Annotated in this window: 18 protein-coding genes; 6 read left to right on the top strand and 12 right to left on the bottom strand. The window is 64.2% G+C overall.

Going from position 1 to position 23,096, the window contains the following annotated elements:
- Nucleotides 1–102: 102 nt before the first annotated feature.
- Nucleotides 103–3,648 (bottom strand): DNA polymerase III subunit alpha, encoded by a 3,546-nt coding sequence (gene dnaE / locus EDF71_RS07895; protein ID WP_133856041.1) that lies wholly within the window; start codon nt 3,646–3,648, stop codon nt 103–105.
- Between the two features lie 210 nt (nt 3,649–3,858).
- On the opposite strand from dnaE, the gene EDF71_RS07890 reads away from it, so the two are divergent.
- On the top strand, nt 3,859–4,686 hold the full coding sequence (locus tag EDF71_RS07890; protein WP_243854219.1) for an outer membrane protein assembly factor BamD: 828 nt from the start codon (nt 3,859–3,861) through the stop codon (nt 4,684–4,686).
- 75 nt (nt 4,687–4,761) lie between these two features.
- Here EDF71_RS07890 and EDF71_RS07885 read toward each other — a convergent pair whose 3' ends face one another.
- The gene (locus tag EDF71_RS07885; protein WP_166656483.1) at nt 4,762–6,801 is read right to left on the bottom strand and encodes an ATP-dependent DNA helicase; all 2,040 of its coding nucleotides are present in this window, start codon (nt 6,799–6,801) and stop codon (nt 4,762–4,764) included.
- Between the two features lie 198 nt (nt 6,802–6,999).
- On the opposite strand from EDF71_RS07885, the gene EDF71_RS07880 reads away from it, so the two are divergent.
- Entirely contained in the window at nt 7,000–7,824 is an 825-nt protein-coding gene (locus EDF71_RS07880; protein WP_133856039.1) for a protein phosphatase 2C domain-containing protein, read from the top strand.
- An 82-nt stretch (nt 7,825–7,906) separates the two neighbouring features.
- Here EDF71_RS07880 and EDF71_RS07875 read toward each other — a convergent pair whose 3' ends face one another.
- The 7 genes from EDF71_RS07875 to EDF71_RS07845 form a co-directional block, all read right to left on the bottom strand.
- Nucleotides 7,907–8,704 carry a MetQ/NlpA family ABC transporter substrate-binding protein gene (locus tag EDF71_RS07875; protein WP_133856038.1) on the bottom strand — a complete coding sequence of 266 codons (798 nt, stop codon included), beginning with the start codon at nt 8,702–8,704 and terminating at the stop codon, nt 7,907–7,909.
- A gap of 112 nt (nt 8,705–8,816) precedes the next feature.
- Nucleotides 8,817–9,935, bottom strand: coding sequence for a DUF6817 domain-containing protein (locus EDF71_RS07870; RefSeq protein ID WP_133856037.1), 1,119 nt, complete (start codon nt 9,933–9,935; stop codon nt 8,817–8,819).
- 142 nt (nt 9,936–10,077) lie between these two features.
- On the bottom strand, nt 10,078–10,743 hold the full coding sequence (locus EDF71_RS07865; RefSeq protein ID WP_133856036.1) for a methionine ABC transporter permease: 666 nt from the start codon (nt 10,741–10,743) through the stop codon (nt 10,078–10,080).
- Nucleotides 10,744–10,763: 20 nt separating this feature from the next.
- A complete protein-coding gene (locus EDF71_RS07860; RefSeq protein WP_133856035.1) occupies nt 10,764–11,816 on the bottom strand; it encodes a methionine ABC transporter ATP-binding protein in 1,053 nt (350 codons plus the stop codon).
- A 172-nt stretch (nt 11,817–11,988) separates the two neighbouring features.
- Nucleotides 11,989–12,708: a hypothetical protein gene (locus tag EDF71_RS07855; protein ID WP_133856034.1), complete on the bottom strand. Its 720-nt coding sequence runs from the start codon at nt 12,706–12,708 to the stop codon at nt 11,989–11,991.
- A 3-nt stretch (nt 12,709–12,711) separates the two neighbouring features.
- Nucleotides 12,712–13,164: a DNA polymerase III subunit chi gene (locus EDF71_RS07850; protein ID WP_133856033.1), complete on the bottom strand. Its 453-nt coding sequence runs from the start codon at nt 13,162–13,164 to the stop codon at nt 12,712–12,714.
- Between the two features lie 14 nt (nt 13,165–13,178).
- The gene (locus tag EDF71_RS07845; RefSeq protein ID WP_133856032.1) at nt 13,179–14,753 is read right to left on the bottom strand and encodes a leucyl aminopeptidase; all 1,575 of its coding nucleotides are present in this window, start codon (nt 14,751–14,753) and stop codon (nt 13,179–13,181) included.
- A gap of 23 nt (nt 14,754–14,776) precedes the next feature.
- Between EDF71_RS07845 and lptF the strand changes: the two genes are divergently transcribed.
- A complete protein-coding gene (gene lptF / locus EDF71_RS07840) occupies nt 14,777–15,877 on the top strand; it encodes an LPS export ABC transporter permease LptF (protein WP_133856031.1) in 1,101 nt (366 codons plus the stop codon).
- Nucleotides 15,874–16,968 carry an LPS export ABC transporter permease LptG gene (gene lptG, locus EDF71_RS07835; protein WP_133856030.1) on the top strand — a complete coding sequence of 365 codons (1,095 nt, stop codon included), beginning with the start codon at nt 15,874–15,876 and terminating at the stop codon, nt 16,966–16,968. The genes lptF and lptG overlap by 4 nt, the downstream gene beginning before the upstream one ends.
- Before the next feature lie 146 nt (nt 16,969–17,114).
- Here lptG and EDF71_RS07830 read toward each other — a convergent pair whose 3' ends face one another.
- The gene (locus EDF71_RS07830) at nt 17,115–18,311 is read right to left on the bottom strand and encodes an HPP family protein (protein ID WP_133856029.1); all 1,197 of its coding nucleotides are present in this window, start codon (nt 18,309–18,311) and stop codon (nt 17,115–17,117) included.
- A gap of 230 nt (nt 18,312–18,541) precedes the next feature.
- On the opposite strand from EDF71_RS07830, the gene asd reads away from it, so the two are divergent.
- Nucleotides 18,542–19,390, top strand: a complete 849-nt coding sequence (gene asd / locus EDF71_RS07825) for an archaetidylserine decarboxylase (protein WP_133856028.1) — start codon at nt 18,542–18,544, stop codon at nt 19,388–19,390.
- 51 nt (nt 19,391–19,441) lie between these two features.
- On the opposite strand, the gene EDF71_RS07820 is transcribed toward asd, so the two are convergent.
- Nucleotides 19,442–20,353, bottom strand: coding sequence for a pseudouridine synthase (locus tag EDF71_RS07820; protein ID WP_243854218.1), 912 nt, complete (start codon nt 20,351–20,353; stop codon nt 19,442–19,444).
- Nucleotides 20,354–20,464: 111 nt separating this feature from the next.
- Here EDF71_RS07820 and EDF71_RS07815 point away from each other — a divergent pair, with 111 nt between their 5' ends.
- A complete protein-coding gene (locus tag EDF71_RS07815) occupies nt 20,465–21,733 on the top strand; it encodes a cytosine permease (protein WP_133856027.1) in 1,269 nt (422 codons plus the stop codon).
- A 7-nt stretch (nt 21,734–21,740) separates the two neighbouring features.
- Here EDF71_RS07815 and EDF71_RS07810 read toward each other — a convergent pair whose 3' ends face one another.
- A complete protein-coding gene (locus EDF71_RS07810; RefSeq protein ID WP_133856026.1) occupies nt 21,741–23,090 on the bottom strand; it encodes a 3-deoxy-D-manno-octulosonic acid transferase in 1,350 nt (449 codons plus the stop codon).
- Nucleotides 23,091–23,096: the final 6 nt, after the last annotated feature.

Here is a 23,096-nt window from a genome sequence, read left to right as displayed (position 1 = left end):
AAATTTCCACATGAACAAAGATGGTGATGCTTTTATGAACTTCAATACAGCTGCGCCAGCAACCACTGGCGCAGGGTATTTTCAGCCCGGGCAAAACTCGTCTTAGACCATGCTTTCGTAAACGATTTTGATGGCTTCGTGGCCCGCTTCCTGGGACCAGGCGGCCATGGCCTGGTCGCTGGGGAAGAAGCGCGCGGCATCACCCAGGTTGAGCTCCACGCCGGCCCGCGTCTCGCCCTGGCCGCAGACCACGCCCAGGCGGATCTTGAGGCCGTGGCGCAGCACGCCTTCGTCGGTGCGCTCCTCGACTGCGGGAAACTCCTGAATCAAGCGCGCAACATCGGGTTGGTGGCGGTCGGTGTTGACCAGCAGGTAGCGGCCAAAGCGCGCCCGGGCCTCGGCCAGGCCCCAGACATGCTGGGCTTTGGCCCGCAGGCCGCCGCTGAAGCGATCCAAACCCACGCGGGCGCTCAGGATGACGAACTCGTCGTCCTTGAGCTGCTCTTTGTGGCGGCTCCAGGTGGCTTCGTCGATCGAGCCTTCGATGACCGATGATTTGTCGTCGATTTTGAACAGCACCATCTTGCCCCGCTGGCCGTTGATGACCCGTAGCTCGCTGATGATGCCGGCCACCGTCTGCGGCTCGCGGCTGTCCTTCAGCTGGGAGATGGGCGTACGTACAAACTGGCGCACTTCCAGCTCCACCTCGTCAAACAAATGGCCCGAGAGGTAAAAGCCGATGGCGGTCTTCTCCAGAACCAAACGCTCCTTGATGCCCCAAGGCAGGACATCGGCCAGCGGTGGCTCCTGCGTACTGGAGCCCAAGGTGTCATCGCCCATCATGTCAAACAGGCCACCCTGGTTGGCATTGGCATGGGTGGTGGCAGCAAATTCAAAGGCGACATCGACCGATTCCAGCAGCGACCGGCGGTTGAGCTGGATATTGTCAAAAGCACCGCCCTTGATCAGCGCCTCGACCGTGCGCTTGTTCAGCTTGCTGCGATCTACCCGCAGGCAGAAGTCGAACAGGCTCTTGAACGGGCCTTTGGTATCGCCCTGCGGGCCCGTGCCCTTGCCTTCGCGCGCGGCCACAATCGCCTCGATGGCGGCCTGGCCGGTGCCCTTGATGGCGCCCAGGCCATAGCGGATCACCTTGTCGGTCACCGGCTCAAAGCGGTGGTGGCCCCGGTTCACATCGGGCATTTCAAAGGTCACGCCCATCTTCAGCGCGTCTTCGTACAGCACCTTGAGCTTGTCGGTGTTGTCCATTTCCACGGTCATATTGCCGCAGTAAAACTCTGCCGTGTAGTGCACCTTGAGCCAACCGGTGTGGTAGGCCAACAGCGAGTAGGCAGCGGCGTGCGACTTGTTGAAGCCGTAGCCCGCAAACTTCTCCATCAGGTCGAACACTTCGTCGGCCTTGGCCTCGTCGATGCCGATCTTGGAGGCGCCTTCGCGGAAGGTGGCGCGGTGCTGCACCATCTCCTCTACCTTTTTCTTGCCCATCGCGCGGCGCAGCAAATCGGCGCCACCCAGGCTGTAGCCGCCCAGCACCTGGGCGGTCTGCATCACCTGCTCCTGGTAGACCATGATGCCGTAGGTCTCGGACAGCACTTTTTCCACCAGCGGATGCGGGTACTCCACCACTTCCTTGCCGTGCTTGCGCGCCACAAAGCTGGGGATCAGGTCCATCGGGCCCGGGCGGTAGAGCGCGTTCAGCGCGATCAGGTCTTCCAGCCGGCTGGGCTTGGCTTCCTTCAGCATCTGCTGCATGCCGCGCGATTCAAACTGGAACACGGCTTCGGTCTTGCCGGCCGAGAACAGCTGGTAGGTGCGGGCGTCGTCGAGCGGAATCTCTTCGAACTTGAAGTTCTCCTGCCCCTTGTGGCGCTTGATGATGAACTCGCGCGCGATCTCCAGAATCGTCAACGTGGCCAGGCCCAAGAAGTCGAACTTGACCAGGCCCACGGCCTCGACGTCGTCCTTGTCATACATGGCCACCGCCGAGGTACTGCCCGGCTGCTGGTAGAGCGGGCAAAAATCGGTCAGCTTGCCCGGGGCGATCACCACACCACCGGCGTGCATGCCGATATTGCGGGTCATGCCTTCGAGCTTCTGGGCCATCTCGATCAGTGTCTTGACGTCCTCTTCCTTCTCGATGCGCTCGGCCAGAATCGGCTCTTCCTTGATCGCATAGGTGTACTTGTCGCCTTCCTTCGGAGGATTGGGCGGGTACTTCAGGGTCACATGCAGGCCCGGCTTGTTCGGGATCAGCTTGGAGATGCCATCGCAAAAGCCATAGCTCATGTCCAGCGCGCGGCCCACGTCGCGGATGGCCGCGCGCGCGGCCATCGTGCCAAAGGTGGCAATCTGGCTCACCGCATTGCGGCCGTAGAGGTCCTTCACATAGTCGATCACCCGGTCACGGTTGGCCTGGCAGAAGTCCACGTCAAAGTCGGGCATCGAGACACGCTCTGGGTTCAGAAAGCGCTCGAACAGCAGGTTGTAGTGGATCGGGTCCAGATCGGTGATCTTCAGCACATAGGCTACCAGCGAGCCTGCCCCCGATCCCCGGCCCGGGCCCACCGGGCAGCCATTGTTCTTGGCCCAGTTGATAAAGTCCGCCACGATCAGGAAGTAGCCGGGGAAGCCCATCTTCAGGATGATGCCGAGCTCGAAATCCAGGCGTTCGATGTATTTAGGACGTTCGGCGTCCCGTTTGGCCTGGTTCGGGAACAGCAGCTGCAAACGGTCTTCCAGCCCTTCGAACGAGACCTGGCGAAAGTACTCGTCGATCGGCATGCCATTGGGCGTAGGGAAATCCGGCAGAAAGTACTTGCCCAGCTGCAGGGTTACGCTGCAGCGGCGCGCAATCTCGGCGGTATTGGCAATGGCGCTGGGCAGGTCGGCAAACAAGGCCTCCATCTCGGCAGCGGTCTTCAGGTACTGGTCGCGGGTAAAGCGCTTGACCCGCTTTTTGTTACCCAGGGTCTCGCCCTCGGCAATGCAGACGCGGGCCTCATGCGATTCAAAATCGGCAGGCTTGGTGAACTGGACCGGGTGGGTGGCCACCACCGGCAGCTTGAGGTTGGCGGCCAGTGCCACCGCAGCGGCTACATGGCTTTCGTCATCAGCGCGGCCAGCGCGCTGCAGCTCGATGTAGAAACGGTGTGGGAACAGGCTGGCCAAACGCAGGGCCACGCCACGGGCGGCCTTTTCGTCGCCACGCAGCAGCGCCTGGCCCACCGGGCCGGCTTGGGCGCCCGACAGCACGATCAGGCCCTCGGACAGCTCTTGCAGCCAGGCCCAGGTGCACTGGGGCTGGGCCTTGACGGTATCGGCCATCCAGATGCGCGCCAGGATCTCGGACAGGTTCAGATAGCCCTGCTGGCTCTGGATCAGCACAATGATGCGCGACAGCGGGCCACCGGCCACCTCGGGCTCCAGGGTCAGCTCGGCGCCCAGAATCGGTTTGACACCTGCACCGCGCCCGGCTTTGTAAAACTTGATGGCGCCAAACAGGCTGTTCAGGTCGGTGAGCGCCATGCCCGGCTGGCCATCACCCGCAGCAAATTTGATCAAATCGCCGATGCGATTGGTGCTGTCGATGATGGAGAACTCGGAGTGGATGCGAAGGTGTACGAACATATCCCTGCATTGTAGGAAAGCCGCAGCACCGTCTGTGCAAACCATGGCATATCTGGCGTGGAATGTTACACAGCCCTACTCGCTACAAGTCCGGCTCTGCGAGACCGGGCTGCGCGCCGATTACAATGGCCCAGATCAGAGGGCGCGGCACGGGCTGCCCCGCTGCGTGGCTAGCCTTGCCGCCCCACGCAGTTTTTCAGCTTTCCGTCCATGGATTTCAAGCCAAAAATGCTGTTTGCGTACCCCAAATCGAAGGTTCCCGCTATCGCTTCCGTAGCACTTGCCGCTTTGCTGGCAGGCTGTTCATCGACCGATGTGGATCCCACCGCCGGCTGGAGCCCGAACAAGATTTATTCGGAAGCCCGCGATGAAGCCTCCTCGGGCTCGTTCGACAAGGCCATTCCGCTGTATGAAAAGCTGGAAGGCCGCGCTGCCGGCACCGCGATGGCGCAGCAAGCGCAGCTGGAAAAGGCCTATTCCCAGTACAAGAGCGGTGAAAAGGCGCAGGCCATCGCCACCCTGGACCGTTTCGTCAAGCTCCACCCCGCCAGCGAAGGCGTGGACTATGCGCTCTACCTCAAGGGCCTGGTCAACTTCAACGAAAACCTGGGTCTTTTCTCCTGGGTGTCCAAGCAGGATCTGTCCGAGCGCGACCAGAAGGCCGCCAAGGATTCGTTTGAATCCTTCCGCGAGCTGACCACACGCTTCCCCGAGTCCAAGTACGCACCTGACGCTGAAAAGCGCATGCGCTACATCGTCAACTCGCTGGCCCAGTACGAAGTGCACGTTGCCCGTTACTACTACGAGCGCGGCGCCTATGTGGCTGCCATCAACCGCGCCCAAAGCGCCATCTCCGACTACAAGGAAGTGCCCGCCCAAGAGGACGCGCTCTACATCCTGATGCTGTCCTACGAGCGCCTGAACATGTACGACATGGCTGCCGACACCAAGCGCGTGCTGGAAGCCAGCTACCCCAACACGCGCCTGCTGGCCAATGGCTTCCGCAAGGAAGATCGCCCCTGGTGGAAGATGTGGTGATGCAAGGCGCTTGATGCGCGTTAGCTGAGATAGCCAAGCGGCTGCTGCAAGTTACAAACTGCGGCAGCCGTTTTCTTATGGGCGGATCTCTTTTTCCGCCAGGGCCTGCAAAAACGCAGGCAAGGCATCGTCCTCCAGGCTGGGCAGCGGTGGCAGTGCTGCCAGCAAGGCAGCGCCATAGCTGCGGCTGTGCAGGCGCTCGTCGGCAATCACCACCACACCCTGGTCGCTGGCCGAGCGGATCAGCCGCCCGACACCCTGGCGCAGCTGCATAGCGGTCTGGGGCAGGACATAGCGCTCAAACGCATCCCGGCCCGCCCCGCGCAGCGCCTGCACCCGTGCCGCATGCAGCACATCATGGCGCGGCGGAAACGGCAGCTTGTCGATCACCAGCAGTTGCAGAGCTTCGCCCGGCAGGTCCACCCCTTCCCAGAGGCCGAGGGTACCGACCAGCACCCGGCCGGTCTTGCCGCCGGGCGCGGTTCGCATCGCCTGCAGCAAGCGGCGCTTGGGCTGCTCGCCCTGCTGCAGCACGCGGATGGCCTGGCCTTGCAGCCATAGGCGCAAGGCCTGGGCCAAGGCCTCCATCGCGGCCGTTGATGTGCAAAGCACCATGCAGCGCCCGCCGAGGGTCTTCAAGTGTGGCAGCAGCCATTGCGCCAACGCCTGCGCGCGCTCGGCCGCCGGTGCATCGGTGCCGGGCAGGCCCTGCGGCACCACCAGGCGGGCCTGCTGCGCCCAGTCAAAATGGCTGCGCAAGCGCAGGCTGGCGAGCAAGGACGCATCGCCTGCCTCGCTGCTGTCGCTGCGCAAGCCCAGGCCCTGGGCAAACCAGGTCAGCGCCTCGTCATCGCCCAAGGTGGCTGAGGTAAACAGCCAGCGCTGCACGCCCTGGCCCAGCCAGCTGCTGGCCTGCACCTGGGGGCTCAAGGCCTGCAGCGCCTGCCAGAGCCACAGCGGAGATTCGCGAAAGCCCTGGCGCCAGGCATAGCGGCCATAGGCCTGCAGGTCGCCGGCCTGGCCCGCGCGCACAAAACTGGGCGAATCCCACCAGCGCACAAGGTCCTTGCCGGCGCCCTGGGCCCACTGGCGCAAGGCCTGCAGCATCACATCGCCCTGGCCTGCCAGCTGGGCCACCACGGCCGCGCTGCCGGCCACCCCTTGCAAGGCGGCGACCAGGGCCGAGAGCGCGTTATGTAAGTGGATCAGCGCCTGGCGGCTGGTGGCGCGGGCCGTTGCATCGGCAGGTGCATCGGCCGGGCCCAACGCCTGCTGCTCGGCCTCCATCCACTGCGCCATAGCCTGCTGCACCTTCTGCTGCAGCGCTTGCCAGGGCGCAAAGCCGCGCGCATGCAGGCTGGTTTCGCGCTCCACCGTCTGCAGGTAGTCACGCATATCGCCCACATTCAGGCCCTTGGCCAGCACTTTCAGGCCAATGGCCTGCAGCTGGTGGGCCTCGTCCATCACCATGGTTTGCGCCAGCGGCACAAAGCCATGGCCCACGCCCAGCATCTGGCGGTGGCGCAGCTCGCTGAAAAACAAATGGTGGTTGATCACCAGAATGTCTGCCTGGGCCGCGCGGGCCCGGGCCTGGTTGGAGAAGCAGCGCTCAAAGTGGCTGCAGCGCTGGCCCAGGCATTCGTCATGGCTGGCGGTGATATGCGGCACCAGGCTGGGCAGGTGGCTGATGTCGTCCAGCTCGGACAGGTCACCGCCCTGGGTACTTTGCGCCCAGCGCTCCACCTGGGCCAGCGCACCGGCATGCTGGCCTTGCAGCTTGCTGCGCGCCTGCTCCAGGCCATGCAGGCAGACATAGTTCTCCCGCCCCTTGAGCACGGCCACCTTGCGCTGCAAGCCCTGGTGGGCCAGCAGTGCCGGAATGTCGCGGTCCACCAGCTGGTCCTGCAGCGCCCGCGTCGCCGTGCTGACCACAAAGCGCTCCTGGCGGGCCAAGGCCGCTATCAGATAGGCATAGGTTTTGCCGGTACCGGTCGGCGCCTCGATCGCCACCCGCTGGCCCTGGCCCCAGGCCGCCTCGATGGCCGCAATCATCTGCTCCTGCTGCGGGCGCAGGCGCAGCGGGGCATCACTGGCAAAGGCGGCGGACAAGGGCATCGATGGATCGGTTTCGGGGGCATGGCAGTCTAGCGCGTTCAGCGCTCTGCCCTGGGCTACCGGCCCGCAACGCCCCAGGCGTTGGTATACAAACATCGGTTGACAGCGTAATCCCGCATGGTTTGGCGGCCCGCCGGGCAATCTGCTCTATGATTCCCCTTCCATTCACCCCGCTTGCATACGTCACCCCCTTCGCGCATGAGCACCAGCTACCGCCTCTCTGCCGCCACCGGCCTCCACAAAGGCGACCGGCCCTACCAGCAGGACCAGGTCATCATGCTCGCCCACCCGCGCGCCAAGGGCTGTGTGCTGGCCGTGGTGGCCGATGGCATGGGTGGCCGCAGCGGCGGGCGTGCCGCGTCCGATCAGGTGATGCTGACGGCCAAGCAGGTGTTCGAGCGCTACTCGCCCGAGACCGACAACGCCGAAGAAATGCTGGGCAACCTGGTGCGCGAAGCCCATTTGCTGATCCGCCTGGTGGCCATTGCTGCCGAGCAAGAGCCGCACAGCACCATTGCAGCCTTTCTGATTCTGCCCAACAGCGCCTGCGCCTGGGTGCATTCAGGCGATTCGCGCATCTACCATTTTCGCGATGGGCAGCTGCTCTACCAGACCAGCGACCACTCCTATGTGCAGACCCTGGTCGACCAGGGCCAGATCACGCTGGAAGAAGCGCGCTACCATCCGCAATCGAATATCTTGCTGCACTGCCTGGGCACCGCCGATGACCCGCCCTTGATCCACCACCGCATCCCCATGCTCAAGCAAGGCGATGTGCTGCTGGCCTGCAGCGATGGCATCTGGCACTACTTCTCGCCCGACGAGCTCTCTTCGATCACCCGCCTGCTCTCGCCCCGCGAGGCCAGCCAATTTCTGATTGAGCGCGCCCGCATGCGCGCCTCGGGCTCGGGCGACAATATGTCGTTGGCCATCGTCAAGGTCGAGCCCCTGCCGGCAGAAGCCGCCCAGGCCGTCGTGCCCGGCAGCAAGCGCGCCAAGGCCAAACCACCGATACGCAGTTGAAGCACTGAGCCGGATAGCCCCCCCAAAAAGCAAAAGCCTCGCAGCGATAAACTGCGAGGCTTTTTGCTGGTGCGTGCTGGGCTTAGAAGCCGGGCATCACTGCACCCTTGAACTGGGTGTCGACAAACTTGCGAATCTCTTCGCTGTGGTAGGCCTTGACCAGCTTGGCCACCCATGGCTGGTTCTTGTCCGCTTCGCGGATCACCAGAATGTTGACATAGGGGTTCTTGGCGTTTTCAACCACGATGGCGTCGGACTTGGGGTTCAGGCCAGCCGAGATCGCGAAGTTGGTGTTGATCGCAGCGGCGTCCAGGTCATCGAGCGAGCGCGGCAGCTGCGCAGCGTCCAGCTCGACAAAGCGCAGCTTCTTGGGGTTCTCGACCACGTCCAGCGGCGTGGCCTTCAGGCCGGCGCTTTCCTTGAGCTTGATCAGACCATTGGCCTGCAGCAGCAGCAGCACGCGGCCACCATTGGTGGGGTCATTGGGCAGACCGAAGCGGGCGCCCTCTTTGAGCTCCTCAATCTTTTTGATCTTCTTGGAGTAGATGCCGATCGGGAAGTTGACGGTATCAGCGGCGACTACGAACTTGTAGCCACGGTCCTTGATCTGGGCGTCCAGGTAGGGCTTGTGCTGGTAGCTGTTGGCATCGAGCTCACCGGACTGCAGTGCGGCATTGGGCTGGATGTAGTCGCTGAACTCGATGACCTTGATCTTCAGGCCGTCTTTCTCGGCGATCTTCTTGACCTGCTCCATGATCTGGCCATGGGGGCCAGCGGTCACGCCGATCTTGATTTCCTTGTCTTGTGCGACTGCGGCGCCAGAGACACCAGCGGCCAAAGCCAGGGCCAGCACGGATTGCAGCAATGTACGTTTTTGCACGGGAGCGATACCTTTCAAATGCGATACCGAACTGTACGCCCGATTTTGCAACGCAACAAAGAACTTTTTGCCATTTGCTTACAACCTGCCGCTGCCCTTGGCGGGGCGCTGTTCACTCGGGCCGCAGTGCGACGTTGTTCAGCTTGTCCAGGCGTTCGGGCCAGTTGCCGTTCCTGGCGTGCTGCTGCAGGATGCGGGTCCAGGCCACCCAGGCATCCCATTGCACGCGCTTGTCCCAGGCATTGCCCCATTGGCTAAAGCACTGCAGCGCACTGTCAGCAGCGGCCAGCGCATCGGCCTCGCGCCCGGCGCTGAGATAAAGCTGGGCAAGCACCATCTGCGGCTCGCCCACCCAGGGGTTGAGCTGCACGGCCTGCTCCAGCACGCCGGTGGCCACATCCAGATCGGTCAGCGGCTGGTCCTGCTGGATCACCGACCAGTACAGCGACGCGGCCGCCGCATCAGCCGATGGGCTCAGGCCCTGGCTGCAGTTGGCAAACACCGGCGGCGTGGGCAGCAGGCCCTGCAAGGCCGGGTGCTGCAAGGCCAGACCCAGGCTGGCAATCTGCGACAGCATGCGCCCGCTGGGCCGCATCGGGCCGGGCCAGAGCGAGGCCATCCAGTGCGCCTTTTGCGGGCGCTGGGGCACCTGCGGAAAGCTGGAGAAAATATCGTCTTGCCAGCTGAACCACTGCTCAATCGTGTCGGCCATGCTGACGATGATGAAGGCTGCCACGGTATAGGGCTCGACCCGGCGTGGCGCGCCCTTGTGGTCCAGTAGCACGGCGCCATCGGGCTCGATGGCACCGGCCAACACCTTCTGCACAAACTGGGCGCGCGACAGAATGCAGAACTCATAGACCAACTGCTCGGCCGGCTCGCCCACCAGGGCGGCGAGCTGGCTGCGTTCGCTGCTGGCATCGAACTTGACCAGGTCCACAAAGGCATTGCCATAGACGCTGTGCAGCAGGCCCAGCAGCTTCACATCCTCCGGCTGCTGCCACAGCTGCAGTGTGCGCGTCACCCCCAGCAGATGGTGGCGAAAGGTGCCGGCCTTGTGCCAGTCCTGGCCCACATCGCGGGCCAGCACCACCGGCAAGGCGCGCGCCAGCGCCGGGTGGGCGTGGATCCAGTTCTCATCGAGCAGGGGCTTGGCCCGCAGCCATTGCGCCGGGTCCAGCGCCTGCAGTGGCAAGGCATGTGCGGTGGCAGTGGGCAAGGCGGCATTCATGGCGGTCTCCAAGGCGTGGGCAATGCTGCATTGTAGGCAGAGCCCACCGCCCGCAACGCCCTTGGGCGACAGCCGACGCCAGCCCATGAAAAAAACCCATGCGCAGTGCACATGGGCTTTGGCGGCTGCTTGGGGCAGCGGATTACTTGTGGCTCAGGCGGCGCACGGCCCAGTCACCCAGGCTTTGCACCAGCTGCACAAAGATGATCAGGATGACGACCACGGCCAGCATGATGTCCGGCAAAAAGCGCTGGTAGCCATAGCGGATACCCAGATCGCCCAGACCGCCGCCGCCAATGGCGCCAGCCATGGCCGAGTAGCCGGTCAAGGAGACAAAGCTGATGGTCAGGCCGGCGACGATGCCGGGCAGCGCCTCGGGCAGCAGCACCTTCCAGACGATTTGCCAGGAGCTCGCACCCATGGCCTGCGCGGCCTCGACCAGTCCGTGGTCCACTTCGCGCAGCGAGGTTTCCACCAGGCGGGCGATGAAGGGCGCAGCAGCCAGGGTCAGCGGCACAATGGCCGCAGCCGTGCCGATGGACGATCCGGTGATGAAGCGGGTGAACGGGATGATGGCGACCAACAAGATGATGAAGGGCGTGGAACGCACGGCATTCACCAACCAGCCAACAATCTTGTTGGCAGCGCCGTTTTGCAGGATGCCGCCATGGTCCGTCAGGCGCAGAAACACGCCCAGCGGAATGCCGATCAGCGCGCCGGCCACGCCGGAGATGCCGACCATGATCAGCGTTTCCCACAAGGATGTGGCAAACAGCTGCAGCATCATTTCAGAAAAATTCTCAAACATCGATGACCTCTTTGCGGGTGTTAGGCGGCCGAGGCCTCGGTATTGACTTCCTGCACCATCACGCCCGAGGCGCGCAGCGCTTCCACAGCCGCATTGAGCTGGGCCAGATCGCCGCTGGCGTAGACCGCCAGAAAGCCGAAGGTCTGGTCCTGGATCTCATCGACCTGGCCATTGAGGATGCTCACATCCAGGCCAAAGTCACGGATCAGGCGCGAGAGGATGGGCTGGTAGGCCAGGTTGCCGGCATAGGACAGGCGCAGCAGTTTGCCCTGGCCACTGGACAGCGCGCCATTGAGGCTGCGCACCCGGTCAATCACGCTGGCTGGCAGCTCCTGGGGCACGATCTCGTCGATCAGGCTCTTGGTGATGGGTTGCTGGGGACGGGTGAAAACGTCGATGACCGAGCCCATCTCCACCACCTTGCCGGCCTCCATCACCGCCACGCGGTCGGCGATCTGTTTGACCACCTGCATCTGGTGGGTGATCAGCACCACGGTCAGGCCCATGTCCTTGTTGATCTGCTTGAGCAAGGCCAGCACGGAGCGGGTGGTTTCGGGGTCGAGCGCCGAGGTGGCCTCGTCGCTCAGCAGCACCTTGGGCTCGCTGGTCAGTGCACGGGCAATGCCCACGCGCTGCTTCTGGCCGCCCGACAATTGCGCGGGGTAGCGGTCGCTCAGCGCAGCCAGACCCACCAGGTCCAGCAAGGGGTCGACGCGCTTCTTGATGGCGGCCTTGCTCATGCCGGCCAGCTCCAGCGGCAGCGCGGCGTTGTCAAACACCGTGCGCGAGGACAGCAGGTTGAAGTGCTGGAACACCATGCCAATCTCACGGCGCGCGCTGCGCAGCTGCGCATCGTCCATGGCGGTCAATTCCTTGCCATTGACCACCACCTGGCCCGTGGTTGGGCGGTTGAGCAGGTTGATATTGCGCACCAGCGAGCTCTTGCCCGCACCGCTGCGTCCGATGATGCCAAACACTTCACCAGCGGCAATGCTCAGATCGACACCGCGCAGTGCTTGGACCGGGCCGTTTTTGCCCGGGTAGGTTTGGGTGATACCCCGTAGTTCAATCATTGGAATAAAGAAAGCGCCCTGCAGCGTGCAGCGGGCGCTCGAAAAACCGTGAATAGCCGTACTGTAAGCGATGCGACAGCCAGCAGCAAAGAACGAAATTTTAGTTCTTTACAACCGCCGGTTATTTCAGTAGGTCTTTTTTGTCATCAAAAAGCAGATGAACTGATGGACGCTAGCGTGGCGGGTTCTGGGTCTCGCGCAGAATGCGGGCCACCGCATCGGCCACTGCCTCGCGGATGGTGGTGTCAATCTCCAGCTGCAGCGAGGATTGCAGCAAGGCCGTCTGCTGCTCCACCACCTTCAGCACGGCCGCCGACAGGCGCGTGTCCAAGGTCTCCTGCACACGGCGGGTGACGCGCCGAGTGATCGCGTCTTCCAGTGCCTGTGCCGTCTCGGCGGCAGATTCCACCAGGTGGCTGGTCGCATCTGACACGGCCATGCCCTCGCCGCCCATCGCGTTTTGCACCAGGCCGGGCTGGCCCTCGCCGTCGCTGTCATCCACCACCGCACCAGCGCCAGCCGGTGGCAACGCGGCCGGCTGGCCTGCGCCCTGCACCAGGCTGGGCAGGCTGTTGCCCTCCAACACCGGCGGAGTGGGCGCGGCAAAGGATTGCGCGCCGCTGCCCAGGGGCAGTGCTGCATCGGCCTGCTGCGCCCAACCGCTGTAGGTGGGCAGGTCGGCAATATCGGCGGCCGGTTGGGCCCAGGCACCCGAGGCCGGCACATCCACATCGCGGCGCCGGCGCAGCACATCGACGCCAGGCGGTGTGCTGTCAGGCGCTGCAGCAGCGGCGCCGCCGGGCACCACATGGGGCAGTGCGTCAGCGGCGTCCTGTGCGGCTTCCTCGGTCAAGGTGGGCACAAACTTGGGGGGGATTCTGGACTCGGCCATGGCTCAGTCCTCCGACTTCATCACCAGATCGCGGCGCTCGATGTCATAACCCATGGCGGCATAGGCGCGCCAGCGCGCCCTGGCCTGCTGCCGGTCCTGCTCGTCATCGGCGCTGACCACTTCAATCACCCGCTCGAAGCGGGTGACATCGGCGGGCATCTCCGCGCCCAGGTTCAGCAGCACCCGCGTATGCGGCAGGCTGCCGGCCAGTTCGCTCAGCAGCACCGTGGGCGAGCGCTGCAGCACCTCGGGCGCTGCGTCCCCCCGGCAGTGGGCCAGAAACTGGCTGGCACCGCCAAAGGACCACAGGGCCTCGTCGAGTTGGGCCACCATGGCCGGCTCGCCGAGCACCACCAGCGGAATATCCATGCGCTGGAGCTTGCGCGCCAGCTTGCAGGCATAGGCCAGCTTGCTGGGCGCGTTGAAGTGAAAGGCTACCGTCGTGGGGGTCGTCATAAGGCAGGCTGTGCTTACTGGGCGTCCGCCTTGTCAGCGCCGTCCACATTGACTGCCGCCTTGCCCGGCTTGGCCGCTGCTGCAGGCTTGTCGGCCTTGCTGGCCTTGGCGGGCTTGACCGTCTTGGCCTGTTCGGCAGGTGCTGCGCCCTGGGCGCTGCTCAGCAGGTACTGCAGCAGCAGGCCCACAGGGCGGCCGGTGGCGCCCTTCTTGGCGCCGCTGCGCCAGGCGGTGCCGGCGATGTCCAGGTGCGCCCAGGCCATGCTGCCCACAAAGCGCTGCAGAAACTTGGCCGCCGTGATGGCGCCTGCCGGGCGACCGCCCACATTGGCCACATCGGCAAAGTTGGTCTTCAGGCCTTCGGCGTATTCGTCGTCCAGCGGCATGCGCCAGCAAGCGTCTTGCGCCTGCTCGCCCGCAGCCTGCAAGGCCTGGGCCAGTGCGTCGTTGTTCGAAAACAGGCCGCTGCGCTGCGCGCCCAGCGCAATCACGCAGGCACCGGTCAAGGTGGCGATATCGACCACGGCGCTGGGCGAGAAGCGCTCGGCATAGGTCAGCGCATCGCAGAGCACCAGGCGGCCTTCGGCGTCGGTGTTCAGGATTTCAATGGTCTGGCCGCTCATGCTGGTGACCACGTCACCGGGCTTGACCGCGCCGCCATCGGGCATGTTTTCGCAGGCGGGGATCAGGCCGACCACGTTGATCTCAGGCTTCAGCTCCGCCAGCGCACGGAAGGTGCCCAGCACGCTGGCAGCGCCACCCATGTCGTACTTCATCTCATCCATGTCGCCAGCTGGCTTGATGGAGATGCCGCCGGTGTCAAAGGTGATGCCCTTGCCCACCAGCACCACCGGTTGGCTGTCCTTGTCGGCGCCTTGGTAGTGAAGCTCGATAAAGCGCAGCGGCTCCTTGGAGCCCTGGGCCACGGCGATGAAGGCGCCCATGCCCAGCTTGGCGACGTCTTCGGGCTTGTGGATCTTGCACTTGATGCGCTTGTGCTCTTCGGCCAGCGATTCAGCCGCATCGGCCAGCAGCTTGGGCGTGGCATGGTTGGCGGGGCGGTTGGCCCATTCGCGGGCAAAGGCCACACCATGGGCGGTGGCCTTTGCCACTTCAAACGCCTGCTCCAGCTCTGCGGCATTGGGCGCACCCAGCACCACGGACTTGAGCGCCACGGCCTTGGCCGATGGCTTGGTGGTGCGGTACAGGTAGGCGCTGTCGGCCAGGCATTGCAGCAGCGCATGCAGTGCACCGCCTGCCAGCGGTTGGGCGCTGACCACGGTCACGCGCTCGGTGCCTTCACGCGTCAGCGGGCCAGCCACGCCCGCCAGCGCCTGGCGCACAGCCTGGGGCGAGCCATCGCCAATGCCCAGCAGCAACAAATGCCGGGCTTCAATGGCGGGCACCGCATACATTGCCAGCAACTTGCCGGTTTTTGCCTCAAAATCACCATTTTTCTGCGCGTGCGCAATCAGGGTGGACAATGCATCACTGGTTTTGGGCTGCTTGTCAGCCACCAACACGATCAGCAGGTCGCCAGACTGCAAGGCGGCCGAAGCCAAATCCAGAGTTTTGAGTTCAAAGTTCATAATCGGTGCTTTCCTTCTCGCCAATGTTATTCGATTCCTCGATCCGTAAAGAGCTATCCCGCAGCTTTGGTGCCACCTTGGTGGTGCTGGTGACTGTGGTGATGACCATGATGCTCATCAAAGTGCTGGGCCAGGCCTCGCGTGGCAGCGTCAACCCTTCCGATGTGTTGCTGGTGATGGGTTACACCGTGCTGGGCCAGCTGCCCACCATTTTGAGCCTCTGCCTTTTCATTGCCGTGGTGGCGACTTTGTCGCGCATGTACCGCGACAGCGAAATGGCCGTGTGGTTCAGCAGCGGTCAAAGCCTGCTGAGCTTTCTGCGCCCGCTGATGCGCTTTTCCTGGCCCATCATGGTCGTCATTGCCGTGCTGGCCTTGCTGGTCTGGCCCTGGGCCAACCAGCAGATTGTGCAGCTTCGTGCCCAATATGAACAGCGCGGCGACGTCGACCGCATTGCGCCAGGGGAATTCCAGGAATCGTCCGACGGCTCGCGCGTGTTCTTCATCGACCGCGACCGCAACTCAGAGCTGGAAGCGAGCAATGTCTTCATCGTTACCAATGAAGACAAGAAAGACACCGTGACGACCGCCAAGAGCGCACACCTGGAAGTGCAGGAGAACGCCCGCGTTGCCGTGCTCAACGATGGCCAGCGCGTCGAGAAAACCAAGGACAACCCCGGTCTGAAGGTCAGCGACTTCAAGGAATACGGCACCCGCATCGGCAGTGCTGCCACCATCGACCCCAATGACATGGGCGCGGTGAAGAACATCCCCACGCGCCAGCTGATGGCCAGCCAGGAGCCACGCCTGCTCGGCGAGCTGGGCTACCGCCTGGGCCTGGCGATTGCCGCGATCAACTTTGTGGTGCTGGGCCTGGCCATGGCCAGCGTCAACCCCCGTGCGGGCCGCAGCAGCAGCCTGGTGTTTGCGCTGTTTGCCTTTATCGTTTACTACAACCTCATGACCTTTGCCCAGAACTGGGTGTCTTCGGGCAAAGCCTCGCTGCCGCTCTCCTTTGTTCTCATCCATGGCCTGACAGCCCTGCTCGCCTGGACCTTGCTGCTCAGCCGCAACCAGCAGTTCTCGCTGCTGCAATGGGTACGCCGCCTGGGGAGCCGCGCATGAAGACCTTCCGCAAAATGATCTACCGTGACATCGCCGTGACCGTCGGCTTTGTCACCCTCGCCTTCCTGGCGCTGTTCTTCTTCTTCGACCTGGTGGACGAGTTCCGCTGGATCGGCACCGGCACCTATGAGCTCAAAGATGCGCTGCTGAGCGTGGCGCTCAACCTCCCCAACCACATCTACGAGCTGCTGCCCATCACCGTGCTGATCGGCACCATCTTTGTGATGGCGCGCATGGCGCAGACCTCCGAGTTCACCATCCTGCGCACCAGCGGCCTGGGCCCCTGGCAGGCGCTGGGCAGCCTGCTGAGCATTGGCCTGGCCTTTGTGGTGCTGACCTTTGCGATTGGCGACTATGTGGCCCCTGCCGGCGAGCAGGCCAGCCAGCTGGTGCGCGCACAGCGCTTTGGCCAGCTGAGCACCGGCCGCACCGGCGCCTGGCTGCGCGAGAAGCGCGAAGACGGCATGGCCGCCATCAATGTGCGCGCCATCTCGCCCGAAGGCGATCTTCAGCGCGTGCGGGTCTACAACTTCGATGACCAGGGCCGCATCCAGATGCAGCTGACCGCCGCTGGCGGCAAGTTTGGCAATGGCGTCTGGCACCTGCACCACATCCAGGAACAGCGCTACGACCTGGGCGACCAGCGCCAGGCCCGTGTCGAAGTCAAGAACCTGGAGACCCTGGACTGGCCGACCGCCGTGACCAGCAGCATGGTAGCTGCCGCCGTGCTCAAGCCCGACCAGATGAGCACCTACGACCTCTTCCTCTATGTAAGCCATTTGCAGGCCAACGGTCAGAGTGCGCAGCGCTATGAGATCGAGCTCTGGCGCAAGGTGTTTTACCCCATCAGCTGCCTGGTGATGGTCGTGCTCGCCCTGCCCTTCGCCTACCTGCACTTCCGCTCCGGCGGCATCACCGGCTATGTGTTTGGCGGCGTGATGGCCGGTATCAGCTTTTTCCTGCTGAACAATGTGTTTGGCTTTGCCGGCAATCTGCAGAACTGGCACCCGATGCTGACCGCTGCGGCGCCGGGGCTGATTTACTCGCTGCTGTCGCTGGGCGCTTTCAGTTGGCTGGTGCTGCGAAGGTAGCGGGGCCCCTGCACCCCCAGCCTTGGGCGAGGGTTCTGCAGCGGGTTCCTGGCCCCAGGATAAGGTCAGGCATCCTGAAGAACAAAGCCCTGCAGTATCGTTACTGCAGGGCTTTCTTCATTCCTGGCGATCGTCAAGCCGCCCGCTCAGCCATCCTCACGCGGCAGCGACAGCGCCGCTGCCATCTCGCGCATCAGATCGGTCTGGGAGATGATGCCGACCAGCTTGCCCTGCCGATTGACGACAGGCACATGGTGCAGTTTGGCGCGCGAGAAGATCGCGATCAGGTCGACCATGCGGTCATAGCTGCCCACCTTGGAGACCTCGGCCGTCATCAGGTCGCCCACCAGCTGGCCGGGATCCTTCTTGCGCAGCACCCAGTGCTTGAGCTTGCTGCTGAGCGCAGTAGGGGTGGCAGTCAGCGCATGGTTGAGCAGATCGGTGGAGGTGATGATGCCCACCACCAGCTGCGCGTCATCAACCACAGGCAAGGCCTTGACCCGGTACTGCTGCATGAGGCTCCAGGCATCCTTGATGCTGCTCTCCGGCCGCATGGCATGCACCGGATGGGACATCACATCCTCGCAGCGCACATTGCCCAGGGTGCGCTTGAAGGCGGCCTGGCTTGCGCCCTGCAGCAGCGCTTCCAGATCGGCACGGCTGACATCGAGCACGCCATTGAAGTGCTCCAGCGCGTCGTCCAGATCGCTGCCCTCAATGCGTGCGCTGGATTCGCGCGAGGCTTGCGCCGCCTGCGCCTTCTGGCTGTGCTGGGGTGCGGGGTAGCGCTTGCCCGTCATGCGGTTGTAGGCGGTGGCCAGCAGCACCAGAATGACCAGGTTCATCGCCACCGGGTTGAGCAGGATCGACACATCGTGCCAGCCCTGGATGGCCATCCACATCGCCAGCGCAGCGCCGGGCGGGTGCAGACAGCGCAGCACCACCATCACCATGATGGCCAGGCCCACCGCCACCGCAGCGGCCAGCAACGGATCGGGAAACACCAGCACCGCTACCCAGCCCGCCAGCGCTGACAGCAGGGAGCCGCCAATCACCGGCCAGGGTTGCGCCATCGGGCTGGACGGCGTGCCGATCAGCAGCATGGCGCTGGCCCCCATCGCGGCAAACAGCCAGGGGCTATGGTCATGCTGGCCCCAGGTCTGGCTGGCCATGCCGGTGAGCCAGAGCACCACGATCGCGCCCACGACCATGCGCGCCAGCTCCAGCCCATTGACATGCGCAGCCGACGGCAGAAAGTTGCGCAACCACAGCTGCAGCCGCGCGCGGCGGCGGGCCGTGCCTGGTGCAGAGTTGGGTTGGGATGGGGGGCGTGCAGAAGACATGGCGAAACAGAAAACGAGATGCTGGTTGGAGGTCCGTCATCATAATCAGGCCGTGGACTACAAGCCCAGCCGCTGCTGTCACCCCTGCTGGCAGCAGCGGCATCGCCGACCAGGCATTTGGCGACAAATTGTCAGCACATGACCGACAAAAGCTGCATTTCACAACGCAATTTGTCATGGGCACGACACAGTGTCGATAGAATCGGCGGTTTACTGTGACGGCCCTGACCATGCGCGATCGAATTGCTGTTTTGCCCCAATACTTGCTGCCCAAGAAATGGATGACCGCGCTGGCCGGCACATTGGCGTCGGCGGAACTGGGCGGCGCAACCACCAGCTTCATCCGCTGGTTTGTCGGCAAGTACCAGGTCAACATGGATGAAGCAGCGCAGCCCGATATTGCGCAGTACAAGAGCTTCAACGACTTCTTCACCCGCGAGCTGCGCGCAGGCGTGCGCCCGATGGCCCAAGCCGACCTGGTCTGTCCGGTCGACGGCGCCATCAGCCAGTGTGGCGCGATTGCGCAGGACCAGATCTTCCAGGCCAAGGGCCACAGCTACAGCACCACCGCCTTGCTGGGCGGTGATGCGCAGCTGGCCGCGCAGTTCAACAACGGCCAGTTCGCCACCATCTACCTGAGCCCGCGCGACTACCACCGCATCCACATGCCCTTGCGCGCCAAGCTGCAAAAGATGGTCTATGTGCCCGGTGATCTGTTCTCCGTCAACCCGCTGACCGCGCGTGGCGTGCCCGGCCTTTTTGCACGCAATGAGCGCGTGGTCTGCGTGTTTGAATCGCGCATTGGCCCCGTCGTGATGGTGCTGGTGGGCGCGACCATTGTCGGCAGCATGTCCACGACCTGGCACGGCCAGGTCAACCCTCCGCGTACGCGCAAGATTCGGACCTGGGATTACCAGACCCAGCCGATCGTGCTGGAGCAAGGCGATGAGATGGGCCGCTTTTTGCTGGGCTCGACCATTGTGCTGCTGCTGCCCGAAGGCAAGAGCGCCTTCCATGCAGACTGGGCTGCGGCCAAGCCGGTGCAACTGGGCGAAGCCATGGGCACGCTCAGCCGCTAAAGCGCCACACGCTGGCCTTCCCCAAGCCGCCTCCAGGCGGCTTTGTTTTATCTAGTCCGCCAAGGGCAGCAACTGGCGCCGGCTGCGAAACACATGCGCCTGCCCCGTCACCGGGTCGTTAAAGCGCAGCTCCCGCGCCAGCAACTGCAAGGGCCGCGAGAAGTCACCCTCGGGCGGGTCATTGACCTCGGGGTAGAAGGCATCGTTGCGGATCGGCAGTCCCAAGGCGGCCATGTGCACACGCAGCTGGTGGCGCTTGCCGCTGACGGGCTTGAGCTTATAGCGCGCCCAGGAGCCCTGCTGCTCCAGCAGCTCCATATGGCTGTGGCTGTTGGGCTCGCCTGGCACCTCGTGCATCAGAAAAAAGCGCTGGCTCTCTTCCATACGGCTGCGGTGCTCCCGCGGAAACACCAGGTCCGCCCGCCAGGGCGCTACCGCCTCATAGCTCTTGTCCATGGCCCGGTCGCGGAACAAGGCCTGGTACTGGCCGCGCGTGGCCGCATCCTTGGACAGCAGCAGCAGCCCGGCGGTGTCGCGGTCGATGCGGTGCAGTGGGGAGAGCTGGGCATTGCCGGTCGCATTCTTCAGCCGCACCAGCAAGGAGTTCTGCACATACTTGCCGGTTGGCAGCACCGGCAGAAAATGCGGTTTGTCCACCAGCAACAGGCGCTCGTCCTCGTACAGCACATCGGCATCAAAAGGAATGGGCAGCTCCTGCTCGACCTTGCGCCAGTAGTACACCCGCATGCCGGGCACAAAGGCCTGCGCCGGCCCCAAGGTCTGGCGCAGGCCATCGACCACATCGCCCGCCTGCAGGCGCTCCCGCCACTGCGCAGCGCTGACCAGGGGCAGGCGCTGGGCCAGAAAATCCAGCAGCAGCCCCTCGCCGCGCGAAGGCAGCACCACGCAGCTGGGGCTGACGCCATCGCGCATCCAGGTGGAAGGGTCCGTGTGTATCGTCATCTCGGTGGCGATTGTAGTCATCTCCTTAGGGGCATGTTGGCTGGGCACAATGGCCGCCGGGTTGCACTGCGCATCTCCCTATTTCCAAGCACTTCCAAAAAATAACAGGCCATGACCGCCAACGCTTCTTCCGCCTCCAACTTCGCCCTCCATCCCGTCGCTCAGCAGGAGCGTGTTTTCAACGGCTGGCATCTGGCCTCGCTGTGGTTCAGCCTGGGGGTGGGCCTGCTGGTGATGCAGGTGGGGGCCTATTTGATGCCTGCGCTGTCCACGCCACAGGCGCTGATGGCGATTGTGGGTGGCTCGGTGGTCGGGGCTGGTCTGCTGGCCTGGGTGGGCAAGATCGGCTGCGACACCGGGCTGTCCAGCGCCGGGCTGATCCACCATGTCTATGGCCGCCACTTTGCCAAGCTGCCGGTGCTGCTCAATATCGTGCAGCTGCTGGGCTGGGGCGCGTTTGAGCTGGTAGTGATGCGTGAATCCACGGTGGCCATTGGCCGCCAGGCCGGCGGCATGCAGGCGGCCTACTGGCCCTGGCTGGCCACCCTGCTCTGGGGCGGCCTGCTGGTGGCATTGATGACCGGCTCCATGGTGCGGCTGGTGCGCCAGCTGATCTCGCGCGTCGCGCTGCCGCTGGTGGTGCTGTCGCTGCTGTGGCTGAGCTGGCAGTTTGTGGGCATGGCGCTGCAGCAAGGCCTGCCCGCGCTGTGGAGCCGCCCTGGTGCCGGCGGCATGGGCGTGATGCCGGCGCTCGACCTGGTGGTGGCCATGCCCATCTCCTGGCTGCCGCTGGTGGCCGACTATGCCCGCTACGGGCGCAATGGCCGCAGTGCCATGGCCGGCACCTGGATCGGTTTTGGCATTGCCAATATCTGGTGCTATGCACTGGGTGTGCTGGTGGCCCTGGTGCTGCCCAGCACCGACCTGGTTGCCGCCTTGCTGCTGGCCCAGGGCGGTTTGATTGCGCTGTCCCTGGTGCTGCTGGACGAGGTGGACAATGCCTATGGCGATGCCTACTCGGGGGCGGTATCGGCCCACAGCCTGCTGCCGCGCTGGGGTGTGCGCGGCTGGGGCATTGCGATGGCGGTGTGCAGCACCGCGCTGGCCATGGTGCTGCCGATGCACAGCCTGGAGCCGTTCTTGCTGATCCTCAGCTCCGTCTTTGTGCCGCTGTTTGGCGTGATCCTGGGCCGCCTGTCCTGGGGTGGCTACCAGCCTGGCAACGCGCAGGCTGCCGTGCACCTGCTGCCCCTGGCGCTGTGGCTGGGCGGCATTGCGCTCTACCACGGCCTGGCCGCCTGGGCGCCCCAAGCGGGATCGGCCCTGCCGACCCTGGCGCTGACCTTTGTGCTGGCCTTTGCCACCCGCTCTAAACGCTAGGTAAGCCTCAGGCAGGATCCTCGTCGAACAGCGAGGCTTCGAAGCTGGAATTGACAAAGCCTTCGGTGGATTCCAACACCGTGGCAATCAACTGCGCGCTGGCTTGTGCGGCGCCCCGGTGGGTTTGGGCAAACTGCAGTGCCGCGCGGCGCATGCGGCTGTGGCTGGCCATATCGGTGGCAATGGCCACCGCCTGCTGCAGGCCCTCGTCCATGCCTGGCACACGCAGTCCGGCACCGGCCTGCACGCTGCTGTCGGCCGCCTGCGCAAAGTTGAAGGTGTGCGGGCCCATCACCACCGGGCAGCCGCAAGCGGCCGCCTCGATCAGGTTCTGGCCGCCCAGCGGTGCAAAGCTGCCACCTAGCAAGGCCACATCGGCCAGGCCGTAGTACAGCTGCATCTCGCCCATGCTGTCGCCCAGCCATACATCGGCGGGCTGGGGCCCAGCCTGCCATTGGCTGCGGCGTGATACCTGCAAACCGGCGCCCTGCAGCAGTTGCACAATCTCGCCAAAGCGCTGCGGGTGGCGCGGCACCAGCAGCCATTGCACCTTCGCTGCGGCGTCCGGGTTGCTGCTGCGCAGCTGCGCCAGCGCTTGCAACCACAGGGCCTCTTCGCCCTCGCGGCTGCTGGCCAGCATCACCACCGGCTTGCCCGCCGCCTGGTGCCAGGCCTGGCCCTGGGCCAGCTGCGCCGCATCGGGCTCCACATCAAATTTGAGATTGCCCAGCACCGCCGTCACCTCAGCACCGGCCGCACGCAAGCGGCTGGCATCGTCCTCCGTCTGGGCGATCACCGAGCGAAGGCTTTGGTAGGCCGGGCGCGCCAGCCAGGCCAGGCGCTGGGCGCCACGCAGGGATTTTTCATTGAGCCGGGCATTGGCCAGCACCAGCGGCACGCGCTCGCGCTGGCAGCCAGCGGCCAGGCCGGGCCACATCTCCGTCTCCATCAGGATGCCGATGGAGGGCCGGAAATGGCGCAGAAAGGCGTTGACACTGGCGCGGTCATCCCAGGGCTGCCAGACCTGGATATCGCCAGGCAGCAGCAGCTTTTGCCCCTCTTCACGGCCAGTGGCCGTGCCATTGGTCAGCAGCAGGCGCAAAGCCGGTATCTGCAGCCGCAGCTCGCGCAGCAGGATGGCAGCAGCCCGCGTCTCACCCAGCGATACTGCATGGATCCAGACCAAGGGCATCTCGGGCAGCGCCTGGTAGCGCGGCAGATCGCCGTAATCGCCAAAGCGCTGCTCCACCATCTGCGCGTAGCCGGGCTCATGCACCGCGCGGCGCGCCAGCTTGCGCCGCACCAGCGGCCGGGCAAGCCGCGCCACCCAGCCATAGAGCATCAGGCTCAGACCCATGGAATC

The sequence above is a fragment of the Comamonas sp. JUb58 genome, from assembly GCF_004364775.1.
Taxonomy (GTDB): Bacteria; Pseudomonadota; Gammaproteobacteria; order Burkholderiales; family Burkholderiaceae_C; genus Comamonas.
Note: the sequence above shows the minus strand (reverse complement) of the source record. Positions and strands in the feature narration are given on the sequence as shown.

Coding starts and splice junctions, on each gene's coding strand:
- asd (WP_133856028.1), top strand. CDS start 18,542: ATGCGCGATCGAATTGCTGTTTTGCCCCAATACTTGCTGCCCAAGAAA.
- EDF71_RS07885 (WP_166656483.1), bottom strand. CDS start 6,801: ATGCCCTTGTCCGCCGCCTTTGCCAGTGATGCCCCGCTGCGCCTGCGC.
- EDF71_RS07880 (WP_133856039.1), top strand. CDS start 7,000: ATGAGCACCAGCTACCGCCTCTCTGCCGCCACCGGCCTCCACAAAGGC.
- EDF71_RS07830 (WP_133856029.1), bottom strand. CDS start 18,311: ATGTCTTCTGCACGCCCCCCATCCCAACCCAACTCTGCACCAGGCACG.
- EDF71_RS07870 (WP_133856037.1), bottom strand. CDS start 9,935: ATGAATGCCGCCTTGCCCACTGCCACCGCACATGCCTTGCCACTGCAG.
- EDF71_RS07860 (WP_133856035.1), bottom strand. CDS start 11,816: ATGATTGAACTACGGGGTATCACCCAAACCTACCCGGGCAAAAACGGC.
- dnaE (WP_133856041.1), bottom strand. CDS start 3,648: ATGTTCGTACACCTTCGCATCCACTCCGAGTTCTCCATCATCGACAGC.
- EDF71_RS07845 (WP_133856032.1), bottom strand. CDS start 14,753: ATGAACTTTGAACTCAAAACTCTGGATTTGGCTTCGGCCGCCTTGCAG.
- EDF71_RS07815 (WP_133856027.1), top strand. CDS start 20,465: ATGACCGCCAACGCTTCTTCCGCCTCCAACTTCGCCCTCCATCCCGTC.
- EDF71_RS07855 (WP_133856034.1), bottom strand. CDS start 12,708: ATGGCCGAGTCCAGAATCCCCCCCAAGTTTGTGCCCACCTTGACCGAG.
- lptG (WP_133856030.1), top strand. CDS start 15,874: ATGAAGACCTTCCGCAAAATGATCTACCGTGACATCGCCGTGACCGTC.
- EDF71_RS07810 (WP_133856026.1), bottom strand. CDS start 23,090: ATGGGTCTGAGCCTGATGCTCTATGGCTGGGTGGCGCGGCTTGCCCGG.
- EDF71_RS07820 (WP_243854218.1), bottom strand. CDS start 20,353: ATGACGATACACACGGACCCTTCCACCTGGATGCGCGATGGCGTCAGC.
- lptF (WP_133856031.1), top strand. CDS start 14,777: ATGTTATTCGATTCCTCGATCCGTAAAGAGCTATCCCGCAGCTTTGGT.
- EDF71_RS07865 (WP_133856036.1), bottom strand. CDS start 10,743: ATGTTTGAGAATTTTTCTGAAATGATGCTGCAGCTGTTTGCCACATCC.
- EDF71_RS07890 (WP_243854219.1), top strand. CDS start 3,859: ATGGATTTCAAGCCAAAAATGCTGTTTGCGTACCCCAAATCGAAGGTT.
- EDF71_RS07850 (WP_133856033.1), bottom strand. CDS start 13,164: ATGACGACCCCCACGACGGTAGCCTTTCACTTCAACGCGCCCAGCAAG.